This window comes from Leptolyngbya sp. FACHB-261 (assembly GCF_014696065.1).
GTDB lineage: Bacteria > Cyanobacteriota > Cyanobacteriia > FACHB-261 > FACHB-261 > FACHB-261.
Genome location: NZ_JACJPL010000028.1, coordinates 62,520 through 87,308, shown reverse-complemented (window position 1 = coordinate 87,308; position 24,789 = coordinate 62,520). Strand labels below are relative to the sequence as shown.

The 24,789-nt window shown below is 46.9% G+C and carries 23 protein-coding genes and 1 pseudogene; 6 read left to right on the top strand and 18 right to left on the bottom strand.

All coding sequences use genetic code 11. The features are described from left to right. Positions 1 to 86: 86 nt before the first annotated feature. The 4 genes from H6F94_RS24310 (at position 87) to H6F94_RS24295 (ending at position 8,536) form a co-directional block, all read left to right on the top strand. Positions 87 to 6,125: a GAF domain-containing protein gene (locus tag H6F94_RS24310; protein WP_190804867.1), complete on the top strand. Its 6,039-nt coding sequence runs from the start codon at positions 87 to 89 to the stop codon at positions 6,123 to 6,125. Positions 6,126 to 6,149: 24 nt separating this feature from the next. Next, positions 6,150 to 6,782 (top strand): response regulator, encoded by a 633-nt coding sequence (locus H6F94_RS24305; RefSeq protein WP_190804866.1) that lies wholly within the window; start codon positions 6,150 to 6,152, stop codon positions 6,780 to 6,782. Between the two features lie 378 nt (positions 6,783 to 7,160). Then, positions 7,161 to 7,715, top strand: a complete 555-nt coding sequence (locus H6F94_RS24300) for a DsbA family protein (protein WP_190804865.1) — start codon at positions 7,161 to 7,163, stop codon at positions 7,713 to 7,715. Between the two features lie 92 nt (positions 7,716 to 7,807). Beyond that, positions 7,808 to 8,536: a Crp/Fnr family transcriptional regulator gene (locus H6F94_RS24295; RefSeq protein ID WP_190804864.1), complete on the top strand. Its 729-nt coding sequence runs from the start codon at positions 7,808 to 7,810 to the stop codon at positions 8,534 to 8,536. Positions 8,537 to 8,754: 218 nt separating this feature from the next. Here H6F94_RS24295 and H6F94_RS24290 read toward each other — a convergent pair whose 3' ends face one another. The 12 genes and pseudogenes from H6F94_RS24290 to H6F94_RS24240 form a co-directional block, all read right to left on the bottom strand. After that, on the bottom strand, positions 8,755 to 9,714 hold the full coding sequence (locus tag H6F94_RS24290) for a hypothetical protein (RefSeq protein WP_242041393.1): 960 nt from the start codon (positions 9,712 to 9,714) through the stop codon (positions 8,755 to 8,757). Between the two features lie 69 nt (positions 9,715 to 9,783). Then, positions 9,784 to 10,215 (bottom strand): annotated as a pseudogene (locus tag H6F94_RS33645) (pentapeptide repeat-containing protein); the annotation flags it as partial. A 162-nt stretch (positions 10,216 to 10,377) separates the two neighbouring features. Then, the gene (locus H6F94_RS24280; protein ID WP_190804861.1) at positions 10,378 to 10,857 is read right to left on the bottom strand and encodes a hypothetical protein; all 480 of its coding nucleotides are present in this window, start codon (positions 10,855 to 10,857) and stop codon (positions 10,378 to 10,380) included. Between the two features lie 362 nt (positions 10,858 to 11,219). Continuing rightward, positions 11,220 to 12,080 carry a DUF4336 domain-containing protein gene (locus H6F94_RS24275; RefSeq protein ID WP_190804860.1) on the bottom strand — a complete coding sequence of 287 codons (861 nt, stop codon included), beginning with the start codon at positions 12,078 to 12,080 and terminating at the stop codon, positions 11,220 to 11,222. Positions 12,081 to 12,218: 138 nt separating this feature from the next. Continuing rightward, positions 12,219 to 13,070: a sulfite exporter TauE/SafE family protein gene (locus tag H6F94_RS32585; protein ID WP_242041392.1), complete on the bottom strand. Its 852-nt coding sequence runs from the start codon at positions 13,068 to 13,070 to the stop codon at positions 12,219 to 12,221. 256 nt (positions 13,071 to 13,326) lie between these two features. Beyond that, positions 13,327 to 13,644, bottom strand: coding sequence for a hypothetical protein (locus H6F94_RS24265; protein ID WP_190804859.1), 318 nt, complete (start codon positions 13,642 to 13,644; stop codon positions 13,327 to 13,329). Between the two features lie 230 nt (positions 13,645 to 13,874). Continuing rightward, positions 13,875 to 14,279 (bottom strand): RidA family protein, encoded by a 405-nt coding sequence (locus H6F94_RS24260; RefSeq protein WP_190804858.1) that lies wholly within the window; start codon positions 14,277 to 14,279, stop codon positions 13,875 to 13,877. Positions 14,280 to 14,430: 151 nt separating this feature from the next. Further along, positions 14,431 to 15,345 carry a helix-turn-helix domain-containing protein gene (locus H6F94_RS24255; RefSeq protein ID WP_190804857.1) on the bottom strand — a complete coding sequence of 305 codons (915 nt, stop codon included), beginning with the start codon at positions 15,343 to 15,345 and terminating at the stop codon, positions 14,431 to 14,433. A gap of 198 nt (positions 15,346 to 15,543) precedes the next feature. Beyond that, positions 15,544 to 16,005, bottom strand: coding sequence for an EamA family transporter (locus H6F94_RS24250; protein WP_313949373.1), 462 nt, complete (start codon positions 16,003 to 16,005; stop codon positions 15,544 to 15,546). Beyond that, positions 15,905 to 16,531 (bottom strand): EamA family transporter, encoded by a 627-nt coding sequence (locus H6F94_RS32580; RefSeq protein ID WP_242041407.1) that lies wholly within the window; start codon positions 16,529 to 16,531, stop codon positions 15,905 to 15,907. The genes H6F94_RS24250 and H6F94_RS32580 overlap by 101 nt, the downstream gene beginning before the upstream one ends. A 703-nt stretch (positions 16,532 to 17,234) precedes the next feature. Continuing rightward, complete coding sequence (locus H6F94_RS24245) at positions 17,235 to 17,756, bottom strand: GNAT family N-acetyltransferase (protein WP_190804855.1); 522 nt, start codon at positions 17,754 to 17,756, stop codon at positions 17,235 to 17,237. 129 nt (positions 17,757 to 17,885) lie between these two features. After that, positions 17,886 to 18,296, bottom strand: a complete 411-nt coding sequence (locus H6F94_RS24240) for a DUF5367 domain-containing protein (RefSeq protein WP_190804854.1) — start codon at positions 18,294 to 18,296, stop codon at positions 17,886 to 17,888. A gap of 84 nt (positions 18,297 to 18,380) precedes the next feature. On the opposite strand from H6F94_RS24240, the gene H6F94_RS24235 reads away from it, so the two are divergent. After that, positions 18,381 to 18,929: a TetR/AcrR family transcriptional regulator gene (locus H6F94_RS24235; protein ID WP_190804853.1), complete on the top strand. Its 549-nt coding sequence runs from the start codon at positions 18,381 to 18,383 to the stop codon at positions 18,927 to 18,929. A 95-nt stretch (positions 18,930 to 19,024) separates the two neighbouring features. Here the strand turns inward: H6F94_RS24235 and H6F94_RS24230 are convergent, their stop codons facing one another. From H6F94_RS24230 to H6F94_RS24215, 4 genes are all read right to left on the bottom strand, one after another. Then, positions 19,025 to 19,609 carry a protein-S-isoprenylcysteine O-methyltransferase gene (locus tag H6F94_RS24230; RefSeq protein WP_190804852.1) on the bottom strand — a complete coding sequence of 195 codons (585 nt, stop codon included), beginning with the start codon at positions 19,607 to 19,609 and terminating at the stop codon, positions 19,025 to 19,027. A gap of 223 nt (positions 19,610 to 19,832) precedes the next feature. Beyond that, positions 19,833 to 20,342: a hypothetical protein gene (locus tag H6F94_RS24225; RefSeq protein ID WP_190804851.1), complete on the bottom strand. Its 510-nt coding sequence runs from the start codon at positions 20,340 to 20,342 to the stop codon at positions 19,833 to 19,835. A 136-nt stretch (positions 20,343 to 20,478) separates the two neighbouring features. After that, positions 20,479 to 21,150 carry a hypothetical protein gene (locus H6F94_RS24220; protein WP_190804850.1) on the bottom strand — a complete coding sequence of 224 codons (672 nt, stop codon included), beginning with the start codon at positions 21,148 to 21,150 and terminating at the stop codon, positions 20,479 to 20,481. Between the two features lie 184 nt (positions 21,151 to 21,334). Further along, positions 21,335 to 21,616: an antibiotic biosynthesis monooxygenase gene (locus tag H6F94_RS24215; protein WP_190804849.1), complete on the bottom strand. Its 282-nt coding sequence runs from the start codon at positions 21,614 to 21,616 to the stop codon at positions 21,335 to 21,337. 167 nt (positions 21,617 to 21,783) lie between these two features. Between H6F94_RS24215 and H6F94_RS24210 the strand changes: the two genes are divergently transcribed. Further along, positions 21,784 to 22,317 (top strand): CPBP family glutamic-type intramembrane protease, encoded by a 534-nt coding sequence (locus tag H6F94_RS24210; protein ID WP_190804848.1) that lies wholly within the window; start codon positions 21,784 to 21,786, stop codon positions 22,315 to 22,317. A 7-nt stretch (positions 22,318 to 22,324) separates the two neighbouring features. Here the strand turns inward: H6F94_RS24210 and H6F94_RS24205 are convergent, their stop codons facing one another. Next, a complete protein-coding gene (locus H6F94_RS24205; protein WP_190804847.1) occupies positions 22,325 to 23,647 on the bottom strand; it encodes a hypothetical protein in 1,323 nt (440 codons plus the stop codon). A 194-nt stretch (positions 23,648 to 23,841) separates the two neighbouring features. Continuing rightward, on the bottom strand, positions 23,842 to 24,702 hold the full coding sequence (locus tag H6F94_RS24200; RefSeq protein WP_190804846.1) for a hypothetical protein: 861 nt from the start codon (positions 24,700 to 24,702) through the stop codon (positions 23,842 to 23,844). Positions 24,703 to 24,789: the final 87 nt, after the last annotated feature.

Genomic DNA, 24,789 nt, shown 5'->3' with positions numbered 1-24,789 from the left:
CACACTTTAGACTTAAGCTCTGATAACGTTTCTGTTAGGGAGGACTGGCTACACTCCAGAAATTAACGCCCTGCGGGAGGCCGATCATGCCTGAAGCACAAGCAACCAATGCTAATCAGGCAATGTCAACGGAGTCTGACTCAGGCGACCGGATAACAACAGAACTACGCTGTGCCCAGGCTGAAATTGAGACATTGCGGGCAGCGCTTGCCCAACAGCAGCAGATTGAGCAGTCACTACGGGGGCAGGTAAAAGCGGCTCAGGTTCAGGAGCGTCAGTTTGCCAAGGCCAATGAAGCGCTCCGCCGAACAGGCGACAGGTTGGCGCATGAATCGGATCTCAAGGCATTTCTGGGGTATGTGATTCTAGAGGCAGCTCAGCAACTGGGTGCCGCCGCTGGACATTTCACCGTCTTGCAGCCGGAGCGTAACACTCTCTCGACAGTGGCTACGGTTTTGGAAGGGCGGCTCGAAATTCAACCCTTTCCCCCAGAAGTCTCGGTGGACGCTAGCCCATTCTTTGAGATCTTGCTGCAGTCGCGACAACCCAGGTTCTTCAATCTGGTTGAGGAAGCACATCTATTCTGGCCTGGCACACTAGCCTTCCACCAAGAGCAGGGACACCAGAGCATTGTTGCCTTCGCCCTACGGCTCAACGAGCAACCTATCGGTCATATCGGTCTGGCGTTCCGAGAACAGGAACAGGTGGCCGAGCAGCAGATGGAACTGTTTCAATCTCTAGCGCAGCAGGCTACCCTAGCTATCCAGTTAACTCGGCTTGCGGAGGAAGCTAAGCAAGCTGCCATCCTCAAGAAACGAGAACGAGCGGCTCAAGAACGGGCAGCGGAACTGGCAAAAGCCAATAATGTCTTGAAACGTGCGGTTGGCAAGCTTTCCGAACAGCCGGAATTGCAGGCATTTCTAGGACATGTGCTAACCGAAGCCGCAGAGCAAATTGGAGCCTGTTCTAATGCTTTGTTCTCGTATGACAAAGCAACCCATACGCTTTCGATGAAAGCTATTTATCTGCATGGTCAGATCGTAGATATCGCCACTGATCCACGTTTAGAAACCTTTCGGGAAGTCATACCGGCAGACCTTAGCCCAAGTTGGAATGCAATTCAATCCGGTTGGATTGTGACACATGAGATGGCTGCGACTGATCCCAATAGCTTTCCGCAAGCGCCCTCGTTTCATCGAGAAATGGGGCACGAAACAGTGGTTGCTGTGCCGCTTGTAGTAGGTGGTCAGGTAATTGGGTTTATGGCTCCGTGTTTTAGAGAATGGCTAGAGCCGAACCCGGAGAAGATAGAACTGGTTCAAGCACTAGCTCATCAAGCCACGCTAGCACTAGAGCTTACTCGGTTAGCGGAGGAAGCAAAGCAGACTGCCCTGATTAAAGTGCAGGAAAAAGCGGCCCAGGATCGTGCGGCTGAATTAGAGCAGGTCAATACTCATCTCCCACAAGCCCTTGATCAGCTCGCTGAATCGGAAGAGCGCTATCGGACCCTGTTCGAATTAAGTAGCGAAGGATTCCATTACGCAAAATTGGATCCGCCATTCCCAGTCAACTTGCCAATCGAAGAACAATTTAAGTTGTTCTGTCAAAATCTTCGTCTTGAGGAAGTTAATTCTGCTTTTGCTGCAATGTACGGGGTTGAGAATCCTGAAGATTTAACCGGCCTGGAAATCGCCGATTTTCATGTGGAGGACTCAGAAAAGAACAGGAAGTTTATTCGAACTGTTCTGGAAAATAACTATCGTGTTCGCAATGTAGAAACGGAAGAAATTGATGCCCAAGGGCAGCAACGCTACTTCTTAAATAACATTGTCGCTAACATCAAGGATGGCTATGTTGTTGATGTCTGGGGCGCACAGATCGATGTCACTGAACTGCGCCGAACTCAACAAGCTCTCCTGCAGGCTGAGCAAGAGCGCACAGCAGAGTTAACCAAAGCTAAGGATGCACTCAAGCAGTCGCTGGATGTGCTGGCGAAGGAACCGGATTTAGACAAGTTTTTGGGGCATGTCCTGGGGGTGATTGCCAACCAATTCCAAGCCCCTATCACTGAATACTGGTATCACCCAGAGGGAGACATCGCCCACATTGGTCTGATGAGTCGGCAGGGGCAAACCCTTGACCGTGAAGAAATATCCCAGGTTTTCCCAACCCATCCAGGCTTGACGGGCTTCAGAGTGCCGCCTGAGCTAATGGGAGTTGAATCCCTGCAACAGCGCAAGGAATGTCTAATTTACGAAGATCACAGCACGAATTCCTTTACAAAACACTGCGAGTGGATCGCAGCAGTTGGTTTGTACAAAGAAATCAACGTTCCTATGGTGTTGGGGGATACTTGTATCGGCGCGTTGATTATTCGCCTTCCCCGTGAGCACCAAGTTACTGCCCAACAAATTGAGCTGGCTCAGGCATTAGTCCATCAAGCGAGCTTAGCGGTGCAACTCACCCGGCTAGCAGAAGAGGCCAAGCAAGCTGCCATTGCTCGAGAGCAGGAAAAAGCCGCTCAACAACGGGTCAGTGAATTAGCGAGAGCTAATGCAACCCTACGTCGTAGCCTCTCCTGGCTCACCCACGAGGGGGATTTGAGCCGCTTCTTGAAGCAAGTCCTGCTTGAAATTGCAGCTACCCTACAAGCTGATCTTGCTTACCTATATGTGCTGCACCCGGACCGGATGTTGGAGCTAATTGCTCGGGTCATTGACGGGGAGTTGAGCGAGCAGGGCACACCCACTGAGCCTGAAATTTTTTCTGCTGCCTTCTCGGTAGATATCACGCCTGCCTTTCGTCTGATGGAGGAGCAAAACCTCTTCTTAACTCTCGATATGGTCACCATGGATCCTGAATTACAAGCAACCATGTGGCCAGATTGCGTTGAGTGGCATCTGCGGGAGGGACGCAAACAAGTAGCCGCGCTGGTGCTCAAGGCAGGCGATTGCAGTGTTGGCTTCTTGGGGCTAGGCTTTCGTGAGCAACGAGTCTTTTCGCAGGAAGAATGCGAACTGGTCATTGCCTTGTCGAACCAAGTTGCGTTAGCTATTCAGCTCACCCGACTAGCAGAGGAAGCCAAGCAAGCTGCCATTGCCCGAGAACAGGAAAAGGCAGCTCAAGAACAGGCCGCGAAACTGGCAAAAGCGAATGAAGAATTGAGACAGCGCGATCGGCTCTTAGAGGCGACAGCGACAGCTGCGGATGCGTTATTAACGGTAGAAAACTTTGATGATGCAGTTAACACTGCGCTACGCATCATTGGGGAAAGCTTGGATACCGATCGCGTCGCAGTGATCGAGAATTTTGCTCATCCATCTGATCCATCCTCAATATGGTGGAGGATTTTGTACGAATGGGATTCCGCTCATACCATACGCCAAATTACTCACCCTGAGGCAGCCCAAGGGAGCTACGAAGGAATTGAAGAATGGTACGAACTTTTTTGTCAGGGACAGAGCTTCAGCTGTTTGCTTGAAGAAATGCCCGAGCCATTTCGCAGTGTGCAAGCCGCAGTTGGGATAAAATCACTTCACGTTGTTCCTATTTTTGTAGAAACCAAGTTTTGGGGAGTCGTTGGCTTTGACGACTGCCGTGAGGCAAAACGGCGAAATCCGTCTGAATTTGCCGTATTAAAAATCGCGGCAGATTGCATTGGCAGCGCCATCCAACGCAAACGGATCCAGCAGGCTCGGGAAGAAGCCGAGCATCAAGTCTTATTAGAACGGGAAAAAGCCGCTCAAGAACGTGCCGCAGAACTGGCGAAGGCAAATGATGCCTTGCAATCTACTATCGACGCTCTTGCCGTTGTTGATGACCTTGACGAGTTTGTGCCGCCGGTTCTGAAGGTGGTGGCACGCTGCTTTGGTGGGCAAAGCTGTGCCTTCTACGACCAGCCTGGTGGCAACTGGATTTTCCTGCGCTATTGGTGTCTTGATGGTCGGGTCTTCCTGCCTCACGAGTTAGAGGCCATCGATCCTGATAAGTTTGCGCTGATCCGAAAACTGGCTGCTGGGGTTGAAGTGCCTTCAGACTATTTGGGAAGTGCAATTCGAGAGCGCAACCGAGCCAGCATTGTAGATCACGAGCAAGGAACTTCAGTTTCAGCCTTTGATGAGTTTAAACGCGAACATGGCTGGGAAGCTGAACTGAACATCCCTCTGGTTGTAGATGGAGTTGCCGAAGGGGCCCTGGTGATCTGCCGTAAGGCAACGTCACCCTACACAGCGAGCGAGATTGTTTTAGCCGAGGCACTAGCCAAACAATTGGCCTTGGCCTTACAGTTGGCCCGTCTTTCTGAGCGGGCTAAACAAGCCGCAATTGCTCGGGAGCAAGAAAAAGCGGCCCAAGAACGGGCGGCAGAACTGACAAAAGCCAATGAGGCTTTGCAGCAACGGGATTGTCTACTTTCTGTTGTGGCTCAAATTACCAAAGACCTGCTGGAAACGGAGGATGTGGACACAGCCATTCCAGCAGCTCTCCGGGCAGTTGGAGAAGTTGCCAACATCAGTCGTGTGTCACTGATCCTTGAACGACAAGATCCGTTCAGCCAAAAACGACAACATTGTGTCGCCTATGAATGGGTTGCAGAAGGTTGCTCCGCTCATGCCTCCGTCGGTATGTCGGTGATGGACAACGAGAAGTTTCAGGTCTTGATCCAGCCCCTTTATGCCGGTCGCTCCATCTGGCGAGTTGTGGATGACTTGCCAGAGGTGACCCGAGCCCAATTTGAGTTGCTTGAAATTAAATCGACTGGCGTGGTTCCTATCTTTATTGAAGGACATTATCTCGGTTGTGTTGGCTTTGATGACTGTGTAAACCCTCGCCATTGGACTCAGCAAGAAATCGATGTGCTCACGGCTGCTGCCGACAGTATTGGGGCTGCTTTACACCGCAAACAGTTAGTTGAGCGACTCATTGAAGAACGTGCCAGAGCCGCTGAAGAACGTTCAGCAGAACTGGCAAAAGCAAACGAAGCCCTCAAGCGCAGTTTGAATCAGTTGGCAGAGGACTCCGATTTGGATTCGTTCCTCGGTCACGTCCTGCTCGAAATCACGCAGCAAGCTGGAGCCAGCCGAGGTTATGTCTTTCTCTTCAATGCCACTGCCAATACGCTCGAACTGCATCTATCGGTGAATGCTGGACGGGTTCATTTAGGCGCAGTTGCGGACGAGCCGGGCTTGTTCCAATCCCCATTTTCGGCAGATATTACCCCTGCCTTCAGTGCCATGTGCCAGACCCGACAGATCTACCAGGTCAATGTCCACGATTTTGACGGCCCGGCCTGGCCTGGCACGCTGGAGTGGCATCGTCGCGTGGGGGATGATGAGGCAGCGGCTCTGGCTCTGATGGCTGGCGAGCAGCCGGTTGGTATGCTTGGCCTCGCTTTTGAGCAGAAGACAGCGCTCAAGCCTGAAGAACTGGAACTGATCTATGCATTGGCCCACCAAGCAGCTCTAGCGATTCAATTGACGCGGCTGGCTGATAGGGCAAAACAGGCAGCCCAGCAAGCAACGCTGCAAGAAGAACGCAACCGCATGGCGCGTGAGATCCACGACACCCTAGCCCAAGCCCTAACCAGCATCATTCTGCAACTGGAGGCCGCCAATCGGATCGTGCAGGAGCAGCCTCAGGCAGCCCAGACTCATATTGTTCGGGCTAGCAAGTTTGCCCGTGCTGGCTTGGCTGAAGCCCGCCGCTCAGTCCGCGCCCTAAGGCCAGGAGGGCTAGAGGACCATAATCTCACCGATGCGCTTCAACGCTATCTTCACCAGAAAACCGCAGGTACACAAATCAGCGCTGAGTTTCAAGTTCAGGGCACCCCGCGTCCCTTGCCCCCTGATTTGGAAAGCGAGCTGTTGCGCATCGCTCAAGAGGCTACGACCAATGTTCTCAAACATGCTGAAGCCACCAGACTCGATTTGGAGTTGAGCTTTAGCGGCCACGAAGTCCGTCTTTGTGTTCGAGACAATGGTAAGGGGTTGGATCTCTCACTGCCCAGAGAGCGTGATTCCTTTGGGTTGATCAGTATGCAGGAGCGGGCCGAGCGAATCAGCGGAGGTTTGACTATCGTCAGTTCGCCAGGAGAGGGAACGCAAGTGGTGGTGGTGGTTGCGGTCTAGGTACAGCAGGAGCAGGGGAAGGTCATGAGTAGTGCCAGCGCCATTCGGATTCTGATTGTGGATGATCATCCACCCGTGCGCGAGGGTCTATCCGCGCTGTTGGAGCGCGAAGCTGATATGACAATCATTGCTCAGGCCGGAGACGGGCAGGAGGCCATTGCTCTATTCCGTCAGCATCAACCAGACGTAACACTCATGGACTTGCGCATGCCACGCATGGAGGGAGCGGATGCCGTTGCTGCGATCCGAGCCGAATTTCCTGAGGCTCGGATCATTGTTCTGACGACCTATGACGGGGACGAGGACATCTATCGGGGTTTGAGGGCGGGTGCGCGCGGCTATTTGCTTAAAGATGCCCCTTGCCAAGAACTATTTGATGCCATTCGTGCTGTGCATAGTGGGCAAAAGCACATTGCCTCAACCGTAGCAGTCAAGCTGACCGAACGGATTGGTGGCCTAGAACTTACAGAGCGGGAGCTAGAAGTGCTCCAGCACTTGGTGGCCGGTAAAAGCAGCCAGGAAATCGCTACTGCTCTGGCAATTACCAGTGGCACAGTCAAGTTTCATATCAACAATATTTTGGTCAAACTGGGAGTCAGCGACCGGACACAAGCCGTGGTAGTAGCACTCAAACGAGGCCTTGCGCGTCTAGGGTAAGTTTGGGGAAGCCTAGTTACGATATCCTGGCTAGAAAGGTTGCCAGCTAACTAGGCTATGTTCGGCCCATAGGTTCGGTCCAGGCAAACACAAAGCTAGGCCAACATAACTTGGGCCAACACATGTTTGGCCAACATGCATTTGGTCAACACATATTTGACCAACACAATCTAGATAGGCATGACTTGGCTCAATGTGACCTAGCCAAAGGATAAGGATTTTTCCTGTCTCTAGAGCTAACAACTTCCCTAAGTTCTGGGACTGCTGAAACTCATGACTGAGGAGCAGTGTGGTTAAAGCCTACAAGCTCGATACTCTTGTTCATGGACCTCAAGTAGAAACGCCCATCCATTCGCAAGACACGCCTCTGAGAAACTCATGAGTCAAGCGGTAGATATGGATAGACTGATTCTTCCAGTAGGGGAGCGTGACCACAGACAAGGCTCGAAGGAGGCTGTTGTAACCTTAGTGGAGTATGGAGATTATCAGTCTCCTAACTGCGGTCGAGCTCATGTCATTGTGCAGGAAATTCAACGCCAACTTACGGGTCAGCTGTGTTTTGTATTCCGTCATTTCCCTCAGCCTCAACTGCATACTCAAGCTCAGAAGGCAGCTGAAGTTGCAGAGGCTGCTGCTGCTCAAGGCAAGTTTTGGGAAATGCATGACATCCTATTCAATCATCAGCACGCTCTAGGTAACGGTTATCTAGTGGAGTATGTCATTAACCTCGGCTTGAACGTGACTCAGGTCTTACGCGAGTTGGCAGACCACATTCATGACGAGCGAGTTCAAGAAGACTTCGAGAGTGGAACCCGCAGTGGCGTTACTCAAACACCTGCATTCTTCATTAATGGTGTTCGTCACAATAGCAACTGGGACAGAACAGGGCTGTTAGCAGCAATCGTGGCGTCGGGCCGATTGGGCAATTTTTAGGGAAAGAAAACTTTGCTTGCAAAGGATTCATGTCTAGATCTTCTTAGTAATTCTTGACGATACCCTACAACCAGTTAATAGGAGAAGACGAAATGGTTAGTATTTATTCGGCCAGCTTTAACACTCAAGCGCTCAGGCCAACCTCTCCACCCTTAGGTTCAAATCAGACGCTCGAGTTTATCTCGCTCAATCAACCTGATCTAGATAGATTCAGCTTTCCAACAGCTGAGCGGTCGAACTACAATCAGTGCCCCCCAAATTTACTGCCAACGCTAACCTATCAGGATCTCGCTCCAGGGCAGTTTCTATTTCAACCGGGTGATCCAGTTTTAGCTTTTTTTGTCGTGCAAACGGGTCGGCTCAAGCTGGTTAGCTACACCAGTGAGGGGAAAATGGTCACCTCACAAATAGCGCGGGCAGGCCACAGTTTTGCTGAAGCTTCCCTCCTTTCTGAGGTTTATGCCTATGCAGCCGTTGCTGAGGTTGCCTCTCGCGTACTGGTCTATCCCAAATCGTTTCTACAGAGCCGTCCTGGGCTAACTCAAAACTTGTTGCAGGGTCTGGTTGAACATGTTCAGTTTCTACAGGCCCACCTGGAGTTGCGAGAAATTAGCTCGGCTAAAGAGCGCGTCCTACAATATCTGCGCAATTGTGCCCAGCCTTCTGAAACAGGAAACGTTTATCTGGACCGACCTTTCAGAATAATCGCAGGTGAACTCGGTCTCAGCCCTGAAACCTTTTCGCGAGCGCTAAGCAAATTGGAAAAAGAAGGCGCTATCTTGCGAGCCAAGCGACAAATCAGTGTGTGCAAAGCCCTGTAGCGACTAGACAGCTAAAAATAGCTCTGTGCATGGTTTTGTTTGAGTAGATAGCGAACTCGCCTGTAGAAAACTTGCTCCTAATTGCACTGGCGGAACCGAAGTGTTCCGCCAGTGCGATTTTCTTCATGACGCTTTGCTGATCCACTTGTAACTGCTCACGTGGGCTTCTGTTTTCTGCCTAGCTCTTAACTTTGAGCCTGAGTTTTGGAAAGAATGGCTCAACTAGTATAAAGGTTGACTAAAATCCCTAGCGCGGATGCGATAACAAAGCTCAGGATTACGGTTTTACGAAGTTCTTGAATTTTTCTGTAATGATTAGTCTCTTGCCCGAAGAGAAAAAAGCTATCTGGGAAAAGATAGTCGTTGACAAGCTCAGGCCCAAGGTACCATTTTAGGCCACCGATCAGTGCAATTAAGATCGCTAAGATCGCGGTTACATTAGTGATTGTATTGACCGAGGCTGCCAGGATTGGATACTGTTTGCTCAGGGGCTGAAGAGCTGTTAAGTTCAAGAAAAATAGCAAGCCCATCTTGATAGACAATAAAAGCCGAATCTTTGATTGATCCTTGACGACATTGACTTGACTGGCTAAGTATTGCTGCAACGCCTCGTAGGCGGGAACTGTTGCTTCTGCTTTGTCTCCCTCGACTTTCAGCACCGTATGACCACCAGAGCTTAGTTTTTGAAAGACAAGTTCTAGCTTTAGTTCATTACTGTGCTCGTTGCTAACGCTAATTCTGGTTATTCTCTTGAGATTCTTATTTCCTTCCTTGAAAACGTCTTCGACTCTTGATGTTTTCAGATAGGAATGGTCGGCTCGAAAAACTTCGTAGATTAGGCAAGACTGATCCCGACACCGGTTCAGACCAGTGAGCAAAATGTCATGAATTCTCTGTAGTTTTTTCTCATCCAACAAAAAACCTTGCTTAGGCTCGTAGGTTTTGGAAATTGGAAAAACATGATACAGCTCAGCGCGCCGAGGAGGATTGTCGGCTACCACTTGACTGACGATTGAAGTTTGCAGAGGCTGATGTGGCAGTAATAGTAGGCAATCAGCCACCTGCTGGGGAATTCCACATTGATATAAAAAGGTCGGATCTAAGTTTCTAGACCTAACAACTGTTTGGTGATCAACAATACTTGGCTCCTTGTGGTGGCAGGAGTCAAGTCCTTTCACGTCAGTCAAGTCAGTGTTTGCGAAAATTGTAGATCCTAGAGTGGCAAAGTTTAGACCGGCGCTATTGAGATTGGCCCCGAAGAAGTTAGCCTCGCTGAGATCAGTGCGACTCAAGTTAGCGTTGCTCAGGTTTGCCTTCTTTAAGTCCCCACCAGTCAGGTTAACGCCAGCTAGATTGGCCTCAGCAAAGTTGGCCTCGGCTAGATGTGCCTCAATTAGACTTGCGCCACTGAGGTCAGCCCTGCTGAGGTTGGCTTGAATCAAATACGCTTCGTTGAGGTTCACCCGATGCAAATTAGCACCAGTGAAATCTACGTAGCAAAGTTCGGCGTTTCTGAGATCGGTCCCTTGCAAATTTGCCTGGGCAAGATTGAGGCGGTTGAGGTTTTTACCTCTGAGGTTTACACCACTGAGATCTGGCTGCTCAGTAGCATCCTGCCTCCATTGGTTCCACGCTATTATCCCCTGCTCAAGCAGGGTGAGATGTTCTTCGTTTGCCACGTACCTATCTCAACGCCCAAAACATCGGTGGTTATCCAAGAAAACTGAGCCCAGAAAAACTGGGCGCCGAGCTGGAGAGCTAAGCGCCCTGATTCACTTGCACGGTTCTGTCAAGCAGTGGCGATCTTGTCAATTGGGTCGGGCCCGTCTGGTCCATCCAGCTTAAGGAACTGCTGGGCTTGGTTGGTCGGGTTGGGTCCGGTCGCTCTGGGTTGAATTAATGATGTAACCCTGGGACTTAGGGTCTTGATTAGACTTGTTACCACTAGGGAAGCCAGGGCTTTCGATGGACTTGTTACCACTGGGGAAGCCGGGGCTCTCGATGGACTTATTGCCACTGGGAAAGCCAGGACTCTCAATGGATTTGTTACCACTAGGGAAGCCAGGACTTTCGATGGACTTGTTACCACTGGGGAAGCCAGGGCTCTCGATGGACTTATTGCCACTGGGAAAGCCGGGGCTCTCAATAGATTTGTTGCCACTGGGAAAGCCAGGGCTCTCAATGGACTTGTTATTCTGAGGCCAGGTCCCAGAGGTATTAACGTCACTGGAGGGATTGAGTGCCGAAACGATCTTTGGCCCAACTACTATGGCTGCAGCAAAAGCAACTACCAAGCCACCGATCTTCAACCGTGAATCCATGACGACTGTCTCCCTGCTATAAAATCTGACCCGCAAGCTTCCTGCTGTAGGAGAGCAGATGTACAAGCTCTCCTTCGGGTCCTACCCTTATGATTGGCTGTCTCAGTAGTTCTGAACAGGCAAGATAACTAAGTTAAGGCTCAACTTAAGCTGAGCCTGGAGCAAGGGAGGGGGTTATTTCTACTGCTTTGCTCAGTTCTATCTAGTCTGAAAGCAAGTTTAAGGCGTAGCCGAGCCTGATGTCTCGCGATGTCATTGCTTCTGAGAAGAAGTCTGGGTCTGTGCAGGCATGGTTGGAATGGGTCGTTCGATTGCGAAGGGAACTTACTTGCTCCCACCCCGTTTCGTCAGGTGTGGATAAGCTATATCGGCGGTAAACACAATGAGTGCGTGGATTGGCAGATAACCAGTAGGAGCGTTGAGAGCCGTGCTACAGTCATCACGGATTCAACGAGCACAGGCTGTGGGGTCAGCCAATCGAAGGCAGAGTCTAAGAAGTCTGCGACCTGTTTCTTCCCTTCCACACATAACCAGGGGCTGTGAGCAACTATTGCATACTCGGGCTCCCAACCACGGACAGTCTTGAGGGCATCCCGTAGAGATGCGCGGTCAAAGAGGTGCGCGAGCTGCACGCCACGCGGCGTGTGTCGATACATTTGGTTCCACTGAGTGGTAGCACGCGAAATAGATGAAAAAGTCGCTGGGTCAAAGTCCATGACCATATCCGTGAAGACTACAGTGCGCGACGCCCGGTGGAAGAAGACAATCTCATCAAACCATCCATTCCCCGACCCAAAAATGCACTGGTCGAGTTGCCCAACCCACTCGGGCTCAGGCGTATCTGTAGACAGCGTTTTGTAAAAGGTTAAGTCCTTGCGCTTTGAAGCCAGCCGGGGTGATGCGTAAAGCTTGGCAGTGGGGTAGGCTCGGCTCCAGTCTCCCATATATAGATGATGTAAGTGATTGGGTGAAACGAGATATTTCACAACCCCAAGGGCATCAATATCGGCACAAATATCGGGAGTGAGCTGAATTGGGGAAAGAATGAAAAGGCTATCGTCGCTGAGACGAATCACAACTGCGCGATGTGTATAAGGATAGCGGGGCTGCATGGGAGAGCGGTAGCAGACACACCCTTTCGCCTCAATCGTCCAGGTGTTCGAGGCAACTTCGATTAAACCGCTTTTCAGCTCGCTAGAAATTGGGCGAAAGCTTTGTACCACAGATACCTCGTTGGCTTCGGCATGGCTTGTGATCGGCTATGGTATTGGCTAGCTAATGTTGCCCATAACCCACCTCAGGCAACCTCTGCATCATAACTGAGCAATTTTCGGCGGCTAATGGGCATGGGCATGGGCGTGTTAGGCAGCTGGCTTGTGCTTAGCCAACTTCAAAGCCGACAACAACAAAATTGTACCCAAGATCAAGTACAGCAGAGAACTTGATACATGCCTTAAAAGACCGCTGCCAACAAATGCACCTAGAATTGAACCAGAGGCCATTGAACCGATAAATTTCTGTTCTGATTTAACCTCCTTTAGTCGCTGCTGACTTCTGTATTTGAATAAGCCCATCACAATCGTTGGAATACTAATCGCGAGGCTGAAACTCCCTGCTAATTTAATATCAACGGCGAACAACAAAATAATAGTTGGGATAATCAGTTCGCCACCTGCCACGCCCAACATACTACTGAATATACCAATTACGATTCCTGCTAAGAATCCAAAGCCGATTCGCAAAAAAATTGGCAGTTGCAAACGACCAACACTAAAGATGAAATTATGTCCTATCAATACCATACTTAGAAAAATCAGAAACCCTACAACGATCCAATGTAAGGTTCGCTCGCTGATCTGAGTTGCGTAGTGGACCCCACGATAAGAGCCGATTAGAGAGCCTGCCAAGATGTTGACGATCACTGCCCAATGTTCAGCAACGTCCTCCAATCCAATGACGCCACTTCGGAAGATGAATGAAAAGGCGACTGTGACGAGACTTACAATGAGATTGATAATGACTGCTTGTAGGGTTCGATAGTTGAAAATGCTGACCAGAACGGGTAAGCGAAACTCTGCACCACCCAGACCAATTAGCCCACCAAGCACTCCAACCAACGCACCCCAAGCAAATGCCCAGATATTCCGCATTTCAATCACCACACTTATGACGAAGAAATTATGAATGATCTGGCCGGAGGCTGAGGTGAGCAACTTAACATCTGTTGCTTTTGGTCACTTCACGGGCAAAGTTCAGCTACGCCCTAGCCGGTAGTTGAAGCCGTATAGCGCTCGTAGTCAACGATTGTCAAAGGCTTTGCAACTTCACTAGCAACTAGGTGGTACTCTGCTGCACCGCAGTTGTTAGGCTGTGATTCTAGAGTAGCGAAGCAGTTAAGCTTGTGAGTGTAATGATAGGTCAGCTTGACGCTTGGAGACCCAGTCGGCAGGATTAGCGAGCGCACTGTAATTATTTTGTGCCATGCTGACGGATAAGATGCTCAACAGCCCGTACTGCATTCTTTAAATTCTCATGAGGATGTAGTTCTCGATAAAGCTTGACTGCCTCAATTTTTCGTCCGGAGAGGATTAGGTCAACAAGATCATCATCGGCAGAGTAGCCCTGCTCTTCAATGCCAAAGTGCTTCAAGAGTAGGTCTAGTTTTCGTTCTAGTTTGCGTTCTATGTATGCAATCCGGGTTTCATTCTCATTATTGTTCCCGCGAGAAAACAAAGGCACCGCTAGGGATACTGAAATTGCTATTAACAAAACATGCCAAATGTCCATAAATCTTTTCTCAATGTGGACCTGTTTTGACCAGTGACGTAGGGGCGTAATTGACTAACTCTATATTAGAGCGGCTTTTTTCATGCAACACTCGAACAGAGCGAGCTATACTGCCTGTCTTTTGAGCTTGCTGGGATTCAGAAGGAGGAAACGCAGATTGGTCGTTGAAAAACGCCCCTGGTAGGATCCCGAGGCGTTAACTGCATTGATTTCTGTAGGTTGCTTGGTAATTACTCCAAGACTGCTGTCGCCTCTATTTCTATCAGAAAGTCCTTGACGGCAAGGGAAGAAATACCAATCCAGGTTGTTGCAGGTGGATTACCATCAACAAAAAACTCTTTGAGACCATCAACAATCACATTGATTTCTTCGTCTGGTTTGTAGTCAACCATATAGATGCGCAACGACACGACGTCTTTAAGCGACCCACCAATAGCCTCCATCGCCGATTGGATATTTTTTAAAGTTTGACGCATCTGCTCTTGACGAGTGGTACCGACAATTTGCTCTTCGGCGTTAAATGGTGTTTGACCAGATAAGTATACTGTCCTTCCGCCGACACTAGTGACAATTTGAGAGAAGCCGTATTTCAAGCTTGAAAACAAGGATGTTGGGTTGACGTGCTCTTTTGACATACTGAACCACCCTTTCAAAGGTACGAGTAACTACAGGTAAGGTGAGATTCTAAGCAACTTGCATACTGCGCTCAGGAGCATCCAAGCAATTCACCCTTCGATTAAGAATATAGATTCACTTAGTTTTTAGTCTTACAGGTTATTGCTTGTTTTACAGGTTATTGCTGCTCTTTATAAAGACCTTTGGTGTGGTATTTAGTAGACGTTTGAAGTGGTAGCCGAGGTGCCCTTGGTTAGCAAATCCACATTGAAGTGCAACATCAGCGATGCTCAGATCACGCCGTCGCAGGAGCTGCTTTGCTCGTTCCACACGTTGTCTGATTAAGTATTGATGAGGAGTAATACCCACTGACCGCTTGAAGAGCCGAGCAAAATGATATTGGCTCATGTCTGCGACTTGAGCCAGCTCAGATAATCCTACGTTTTGAGCAAGATATTCATCAATGTACTCAATCACCTGAGACAGTTTGTCCCTAGGCAGTCCACCTTTATACTCTTGGATGGGTTGTCTGAGAGGTGAGTTAATCTTGAGTAAATGCACTGCAAGCATTGCTGCCGCTGACTCCCCGTAGAGACGACCTGACAAACAACCAGACTCAAGCTCAGCCTTAAGCGCGTAGGCTAGGTGTTGGATTAATGGATCGATAATCTTAAATTTTGGCGCAAATTCGATATGCTCTACATTGATAGACTCATAAGCAACTTGCTCGACCAATTCAGGTTCAAGGGCAAGCAGTATGCAACTGTTTTTCTGCTCCCAGGCTAAGGATTTGCTAATACCTGCGGGGCAAAAGATGATGTCTCCATTTTGGAAGTAATAACGTTTAAGTTGGTTGTTCAAACAACATTCAATTAAGGATGAAGTGCTTAATTCACTACAGATTGTGAATGTATATTGGCTGAGATAGTGCGTTGGAATTTCACAAGCAGGTTGTTGGTAGTAGGCAAAAAAGATGTTGCTCCACCCGGCTTGATGGCTCGATACAAGAGGTGCAACAGGCACAATCTTATCTACCGCGTTATTCATTTCAGTTATACCAATAATAGAATCTTGCTTTGTTGCCATTGGATACTTTATTTTCCGTCTTCTTCATGTGTAAGATACTTACGGCGCTTTGTTGTCTAATGGCGAAGGCCTGTGCTTGCAGATAGCCTTGTCAGCAGGAAGAGCATCAGCCAATCTGTTGCACTGACACGTTAGCTTATTCTCATCAACGGTCACCTCTCATGGCTACAACCGCTGGCTCTCTGAAACACATCAGGCTTACCGAGCATCTCTCGCTATTGCGGCACTCAGCATGCCCAATGCAATCAAGACAATGCCAATTCCCTGAGCCGAGGTCGGAATTTCTCCAAGGAGAGGAATAGCAATTAAGGTGGTTAGCACAGGAACCAGTGGGCTGAATAGAGAAGTCAACTGTGCTCCTAAGTTTTGAACGGCATAGGTGACTAGGTAAAGTGTGCCGATTGACAGAATAATGCCCTGGAAAACTGCTTGCGAAATGATGTGTGGAATCGAAGCAGACTCAAAGCCGTTATACGAAAAGAATAAATATGGAGGTAGATAAAATAGAGAAATAACCGACACGATGGCTGTACTCTGTAGCGGTTTCAGCTCCCACAACTTAGTTAATAACGTAAATAGACCCCAGCTGATGCCTGTACTCAGTAATAGGAGATCTCCAAATAAGACTGAACCTTGCAAAGAAAACGAAGAGGCTGTCACAAAAACAACCCCAAGAGTAATAGATATCAATGAAATTGCTCTTTTGAGTGAGAATGATTGCAGTCCCAAAACCACCATTCCCAGAAAAACGACTGATGGCACAATGCCAGGGGTTCAAAACGGCACCGTGTGAGGCTGGAGCAAAACTGAGTCCGAAAAAGAAAACGACCATGTAAGGGGAACCAGCCAAACAAGTCAGGAGCATTGCTCTTGGCCATCCCAAGCCACCCAGATCTCTGAGACCTAAACGGCAAAAGGAAGGTAACATGGCCAATCCGGCTACGGAAAAGCGCAAGGCGGCCAAATCAAGAGAAGTTAAACCATTGAGAATGCTATATCGGATAGCGACAAAGTTGGTTGTATAGATCGCCATCACTAAGAGGATGGCGGCAACCCCAAACAGGAACCTGCTCTGTCTAGGCTCTAGTTCTGAGAATAATTTTATTGGCAAGGTCACTCCTTTTAAATTGAGGTTGCTGAGTGTCAGAAAGAGGGAATCATTCTTATAAATAACTGAAGCCAGCAAAGGTTTTTTATCAAGCCGCTGCGCTGTCTGGTTGGCCTGCTTTGTAAGGTTAAGCTCTCTCGCCTAAAATTACCATCCAAATAACTTAGTAATCAAAATCTTTTATATAACCAAGTTGACTGGTTGGAGAATACAACAGTATAGGGGTCTCGGCAGTCTTACTCCAGCAGCATTGCCCTCCGACTAGGTCTAACGGTTTCCACCATCCCTCTTGAGCAGACTCATCATCTAACCGTCCACATTCGTAATCAGCAGAAGTGAGTCCCATCTTCTTAACAGACTGCTCAATGCTTGATGGTTTGGCATTAAAGCGGCAGAAGTATTCATAACCGTCTGCAACTAGTCCATTAGTTTGGCAGCGAAGGTTGTGCACTTCCCCAATAAGAGCTGGATAGTTGATGTAAAATCCAGTGTAAGTTATGATGACACTCTTCGAATTCAGCAGATATGAAACAGCGAACATATAGAAACATATATAAACAGAGAAACAAGCAGGGAGGGCACCGAAACAAGCAATGAGTATTCGAGGTTCAATAAAGAATGGGGGTTTTGATGATCTGGCTGATGATCTGGCCATTGCAGCTCCTTGTTCAGAATCTAGAGAACTGAAACGTAGTTATTAGATTTTCATAAGGCAATTACACCAAACAATACACTCCCCAACATTCCAACTTCCAATTGCTCCAAGCCTTAGCTTTATGTGTCATGGTAGCTGCGGTTCAAAATGCATGAGAAGTTCGTCTGGCTTTACTTCGCTTCCAGTGTATTGTCCATTTGAGGCGATAGAGAAACCAATTCGCTTGAGGAGGCGCAAGGAACGATAGTTTTCCTGCTTGAGTATCGCGAAAAGGTTGCGCACCTGGTATTGCTCAGTCAGTTCGCTAATCATGGTCTGAACTGATTGGCGTGCGAGCCCTCGACCCCAAAATTTGCTCGTGAGAACGCAGGCGATTGTGGCTTGGTGGTTTGGATGTACGGTGGCTTGAACAAAACCGATCAGTTCGCCACTGGGAAGTCGGATAACCCAGTTGAGCCATTGCTCTCTACCGTCTGACGATTGCCTTGCTTCAAGCCTTGTGAAGCGTTTGCGCAACCACTGCACGGACACGGGTGGTTCATTTTCGTATTGGTAGATCGCCGGGTCACTAAGAACAGCAAACATTTCTTCAGCGTGTGCTGCAAGTTGCGGCTCCAACTTCAATTTGCCGATGTCAATGGTGTGCATAGAGCGCTTTAACATCTGTAGTCAGTGGTGGCAATCAACCTTGGTATTGCCACCAAGACTTTATACCGTCCGCTTCATTGACTTATTAGGAGGCGTCACTATCGGTTGCTCTTCACTGCTCGCGGCTGATTACTTGCTGTCGGGCGTGAGCAGTGAACTTGCTTTGGTGGACATTAGCCAAGCAAAACCAATTAATGATGCATAACCACCAAATAAAAAGGCTGCATAGCGCCCTGCTGTCTCGGGCTGCATATTGCTCATTAGTTCAGAAAAGCTAGAGAGGATAGGAATCTCGCCTAGCATCCCAGGTAAAGCAATACAGATTGCACCCTGCAACCAATTTTTGGGTTCAATACGCCACCACTTCATTAATCCCACGGATACAGCAGCATACAAGGCACCTGTGCCGATCACATTGATCCAATACTCAGTAGCGGAACGTTCAAAGAAGTACGAACCAGCTATCCGGAAAACCAGTGTTGCTGCTACCCAGATAACGAAGCCAATCAAGACGAGGCTGATTTGGTTTTTCGCGTTCATGGTCATTTTCCTATTGAGCGGTGTTACTGTAATGGCTATTACGCTAATCATTAATGTAATGACCATTACGATAATTGTCAACCCATGAGCCGACCCACTGAGCCTCAGAAGAAGGAAGAGCTTCTAGAACGGTGTCTAGCTGCCGCGATTGGGGTGGGAGCTTTGGACTGTAGCATCAACGCGATGGCTGAAAGAGTGGGCACTAGCGGACGGATGCTCGTTTATCACTTTGGCTCTAAACACGAGTTGGAGCGGCAACTCATTGGTCTTTTGGAGACTCGTTTGCGTGAAAAATTGTGGTCAATTCAAGGCGTGCCACGGGAAGGGTCAAATTCTCTAGTAGAACGACTGCTGGAGATGTGGACGCATTTGACCTCACCAGAGATGAATGGCTTGCTGAAACTGACCATGGAGCTAAACCGACGTGCCATACAAGGCGACGCAGAGACACAGCTTTTCTTAGAACGCGAGAGTCAACAATGGTTAGATGCTCTATTTGATCTTACAAATGATAAAACCACTGCTTTATCTCTATTTCACTTGTTTCAGGGTGCCATCTTGGACTTTTTGACCACGGGAAATGCACAGCGGGGACAGCAGTCTATCAAGGCTTTTACGGAATTTCTGCGGTAGCTTGAGCCAAAATGTCCACAGACAATCTTTCAGTTACTAAGAACAGCGAACATTTCTTCAGCATGTGCGGCTGGTCACTTGCTGTTAGGCTCAGCTTAGAACAGGTAGGGAACTAATCGCTTTGTGCGTTGCTTATAGGTTTCATACTCATCGCCGAAGCTGTTAAGCAACATCTGTTCTTCCTGGCCAACTCGGGTTGTATAGGCAATACTGAAGCTAATGAATCCAGATAGACCTGCAATCCAGTTTGCCAGCAATAGTGCTTGTGCAATGCAAAGTAACAGGACAGAGGTGTACATCGGATGACGAATGTTTTGATAAACACCATTGGTTGTCAATGTGTGTCCTTCTCGAATTTGCAGCGTTGATGACCAATTTTTGCCTAAGTCGTGATGGCTGCGCCAAAACAACCAGAGGGAGAGCGCAAGAGTAGCGATGCCTAATCCATTTGCCCAGGTTGGTAGATGGTAGTTGGCAAAGTTTAACCAAGGAGATAGAACGTAAACCAACGGGAGGAACAGTATCCCAAGCAATAGCAGAAGGCGCACTACCTTTTCTTGAAGGGTTTTTCGGTCATCAACGATGGTGTTCTGTTTTTGCTCTCGTTGGTAAGGGATCCTGATGATCAGCCATGAGATTATGCCAATTGTGAAAATGATCTTTGAAGTTAGTGGATTCATCTCACTCATTCCCTACGCTGACTTGAAAAGTGCTCCCTAATCTCATTACTCTGCCTCTCAAAGCATTGCCTTACCAACAATTCTAAGCCACTTTGCCCTTCGCTCTAGCAGTAAGCTTTTGGTTATGTTCCCACTGGTCGCCTAGTAGCATAATTAGTCAGCTTTATTAGAGATAGTGGCTTCTGAGCCTGGGAAAGTTTTATCGTGTGGTCCCAGAATAAGATTAGTCGTCAGTATGGTCTATAGAGTAGTCAGCATCTTTTATATAAGCAAGTTGACTGATTGGAGAATACAACAGTATAGGGTGACCAGCGGGGCTGTTTAAGTAGCATTGTCCTCCGGCTATGTCTGTCGGCTTCCACCACTGCTCTTGAGGATACTGCTCTAAATCTCCACATTCGTACTCCCCAGCAGTGAATTTCATCTCCTTAACAAACTGCTCAATGCTTGATGGTTCGGCATTAAAGCGGCAGAAGTATTCATAACCGTCTACAACTGCCCCACTAGTCTGACAGCGAAGGTTGTGCACTTCTCCGATAAGAGTTGGAAATTGAATGTAAAATCCAGTATAAGTTATGACGACACTCCTTGAATTTAGCAGATACGGAACAGCGAACATATAGAGACATGTATAAACAGCGAAACAAGCAGGGAGGGCACCGAAACAAGCAATGAGTGTTCGAGGTTCAATAAAGAATGGGCGTTTTGATGATTTGGCGGATGAGTTGGCCATTGCAGCTCCTTGTTTAGAATCTAGAGAAGTGAGATGTAGTTATCAGTTTTTTATAGGCAATTGCATAAACAGGTTTAAGGGGTAGCTGAGTTTGATGGCTCGGGATGTCGTTTCTCTATGTTGTCTGAGGTTTACGCTACCAACGGATAATAAGCGGCAACCCAGGTCGGAAATCTACTTGTTGTTTCTGCACTTCTCCATCGAAGCCAAGCTCTATACAATATTCTGCTCCTACCCGTAGCTTTACTTGGTTTGTATCAATCACGGCTTGAAGCTCTGGTGACGGATTGTTGGCAGTGGGACTCACTAGCTCTACACGGGTTATTTCTTGTATCCCTACGGGATGGTCGAGAGGTTGTAACCTTTCAGCAGAGTAACGGTCTGGACGTTGACCGTATGGAGTCTGAAACAGCATTGGCTCAGTTAACACGTTGCTATTGTTGCCCACTGCAATGCTCATTGTTTCGGGCAAATAAGGTGGACGATAGGGCCAACTAGGAAATGCAATGATGTCACTGGAGTCTGTGGCTGGACGTAAACAGAGGCCAAATGGACAGGCGCCGTTATTCCGATTTGCCCAGCGTTCCCAAAGATGAGTGCGATGAATTGGCTCAGACTTAGCTTCTTCTGGATCATAAACCCACAACAGTTCCAACATGGCGTTGTGGAAGAAGAAGCGACGATTGGTTGTGCCTTGTCCAGGATGGGTGTTGGATGATCCCTCAATCAAACCAAGTGATACTAGAGGCTCAGCTTCGGGAGCCCCAATATCAGTACAGATAAAGAGATGATCAAATTCAAATGCCATAGCTTTAAATCTATGTGTTCAGGAGGAATGGGTGCAGGTTGGTCACTAAAAAACGCCCCTTGTAAGATTCTAGAGGCGTTAGATGCGTTGTGTAAGAAGGATTTAATCCATACTTTCTAGTAGGTTGCTCAATTCTAGGCGATTCCAAATGTAACTGAGGCTAGTGCCCAGATTTTACACGCTTCTATAAATTGCCGTTTTCAATTTCGTTCAAATAAACAAATTTGGGCGCTTTGACACCAGCTTGCTTACGAATTTCGACTAATGCTTCCGACTCGAAGAAGTTCTTGGCGTTTTGCAATGAGTCCCATCGTGAGAAATGCACAATGTTATTAGCGTCATTTTCAAACTTGAGCAACTGATAACTAATTTCTCCGGCTTCCTTTCGGATTTGTGCGGCGTTATCAAAAATTATTTTCCATGCTGGGTAATCTTCGACTTCGTGAATAATGAGAACGTATTGCATATTTCCCTCTGGATTTTCCCCTACCAATACTTTGGGTAGGTTGTTGCGCTTCCTGTCAAGCTACATGCCGCAACACGACAACTTGTTCTACTCATCACCGATAGTCTCTATCATAAGTGTAGAATTTCAAGGTATTCAATCAGTAAGTCATTTTCTAGAGATTACCAATGGTTCAATTACTATGGGAGCGTTTATATTTTGCTTTTACTAACTTCATCAGTCCCAATCAACTAAAACGTTTGCTACTACCTATTTTAGTATTGATAGCTCTGTTGCTATTTATCGGATTCAAATCTAACTTCTTGAGAATTCAAATAATCAATGAAACGTGGAAAGAAGTCGTAAAAATTGCAGCTTTTTCCTTTGTTATGCCAGCTTTGAGCGAGGAGATACTTTTTCGAGTTCTATTGCTACCACATCCTTTTGAAAACCCGTCTATGAAAACAAAAATGCTTTGGATAATCATCGGCATAATAATTTTTATTGTCTACCATCCAATTCAAGGTATGACTTGGAATCCTTCTGGTTACTACGTCTTTGTGCAACCAATCTTTCTGGTTTTAGCTGCTTTATTGGGGGTTATATGCACAATTGCTTACTTAGGTACTGGCTCAATTTGGTTGCCATCAGTTATACACTGGCTAGCTGTGGTGATTTGGCTAGTCTTATTAGGTGGGTTTTCTAAGTTCGTCACTCATTAGAAATTTTTCAATCAACCAGTCTAGGTTCTAAAGAAGAATTTGTGATTCCAGAATTAAATTTTGTAAGTTCTTCTCCATATACTAAAACAAGCATACTAGCAACATCTCTAGCCTTCATTCTATAAGCTTCAGGATCTTCAGAATATCTCTTTTCAAGGCCACGTAGTTGATTCAAATGTTCATTTAACTCTGCAACAAGATTTGGAGATGTTGTTTTTCCAAAAATATAAACAGCATTGCTTAGACCAAGCAAACTTACAAATCCCTGTGGAAGGTTGAATGTTGTTAGCGCATTGAGACCGCTCACTGTCAAAGTTATACCAACGATCAAGCTAAAAATTAGTAGTTGATACTTATAAACATCAAAACTACTATCAGTCATTATTAAGTCTCCCCACTTAGCTGCCTTTAATGGCCCAGTATCTTTTAACCATCCTTGATAATACAACCATGCCCGATTTTCAAGTGATAACCGATTTCTGGTAAAATCCACTCCTCTTGAGATAATCTTACCAGTAGCACTGATTCCAAGTAACCACAAAATATTGTCTGAAATAGGACTTAGCTCACCAGTTCTTAACAGAACATGGACCAGTAGACCAAATACAATTAAAGTAAACCACGTAATTTGCAAATTAGAAATATTGGCTTTCCCAGACTTTTCTGATGTAAAAGCAACAAGATCTAAGTAGCCCAACATATTTTGTGAGGGACCTTTTTCTTGATTGTTCTTCAAACGGTAGACAGCAGTAGCTGCCACTGAATAAGCTACAAAAATAGCAATAATAGAACCAACAACAGAGAATGGCCAAGAACTAATCTTTACATCTTGTGACACGTATGTATCTGGAGAATTTATCCGATATTTCCCAGTAGATTCATCAAACGGGATAGAGGCCAAATCAAACTTTGCTTCGATACGCAATAGTCTCCAGTCAATGCTAGGAGTTCTTAGTGTTAGGATGGTATTGCCATCAGAGGAGTTTTTTGCTGTTATTACTCTGACTGGTTTGATCTCTTTATTTGTATAGATCCTGGCGCAGAAGACAGTATTTGCAGGTGAAGGCTTAGAAATCTTGACAGTTATAGTTTCACCGTCTGGAATAATGCGTGACCCGGTTTCTATAATTATTGAGTCTAAGGTAGGACGTTCTTTGTTTCCTAGTTTTTCGAAGTCGAGTTGTTGACATAACGGATTTTGATCTGTGGAGAATGTCGCATTTTGTGCGTTCGCAATATTAGGTGTAGAAAATAAAAAAATAGATAAAATTGCCGAAAAGATAGCTAAAGCAATCCACTTCCAATAAACATACAACTTTGTTTGCAACATTTTTTTTGCTGTAACTTATCAACGGTTGGCTCACCCTCTTCCTTGAATTGCCTCTCAAGCGCCTTCAAGCTCATTGATATCCTTCAAAGGCAAGTGCAACTTCTCTGTGTGGAGTAGGTTAACTATACATTAGATCACTTTAGTAACCTTTGGAACATCAGAAGCAACTTTCGTTCGTCCGTTGTCGTGGAGTGTTAGCCCTCACTCGGAGACTTGCTCTCAGCTTTTTTAATTAACCTTAAACAAGCGTGTATTGTTGCTAAATAGTGATAGAACATCCAACTGTACCAAATGGCTTTATCATAATCCTGCTTTTGCTGTTCATTGTGGTGCCGTATCCCAAACTGATTAGCAATATAAAATAAATCGCTCTCATCCTTTTTCGATATTACTGTCTTAACTTGAGGACGCAGAAACTCAAGAACGTCAGCTAAATCTCGAATTGCATCACGTCTCTCATCTAGAGACGAGCGATAACGCCTAAATTTGAGAATTGCAGATTGAACGCGCTGCTCAACATTGTTAGCATCACGCGTAGGCAAACTTGCAGTAAACAACTTCTCTAATCCCTGCTCTGGAGATTCCAGAATTTCTCCCTCATCGGAAAGTTCATACCCCTCCTTGTAATCATATAGAATTTGATTGATAACATCTCTAAATTCCTGCTGGCCTGTCCTTTTATCAAAAGTATCGTAATGATAGCCGCATGCATTGTGGCCATGAAAATACCCATCAACTGGTTTAGAGACATGATCATAAAGAAACTCAATAACATCAAATAAATCGTCTTCTGAGTAGCTCTTATATCTTATCTGAATTGGCCACAGTTTAGGTCTTCTAATGGCACGAAACATTTGAGCTTCGATGTCAGAACCTAAGTTACCTGAAACCTCTCCAGCATCTACACAGATATAACCAAAATTTTCCTGAAAATAATCTTTATTTAGAAACTCAAGATAAAAATCGTGAAATAGTCTAAGAAGAATAGGCAAATCATAGCGACTTGCATCAGGATTTTTACCAGTGCGAATGGAATAGTATCTTCGGTTACTCATGAACTTTTCTAGGGACTTGCTGGATACTCAAACGATTCCGTCTCTAAAGCATTAAATTCGAAGATAAGAAGGTTTGAAAGTACTATC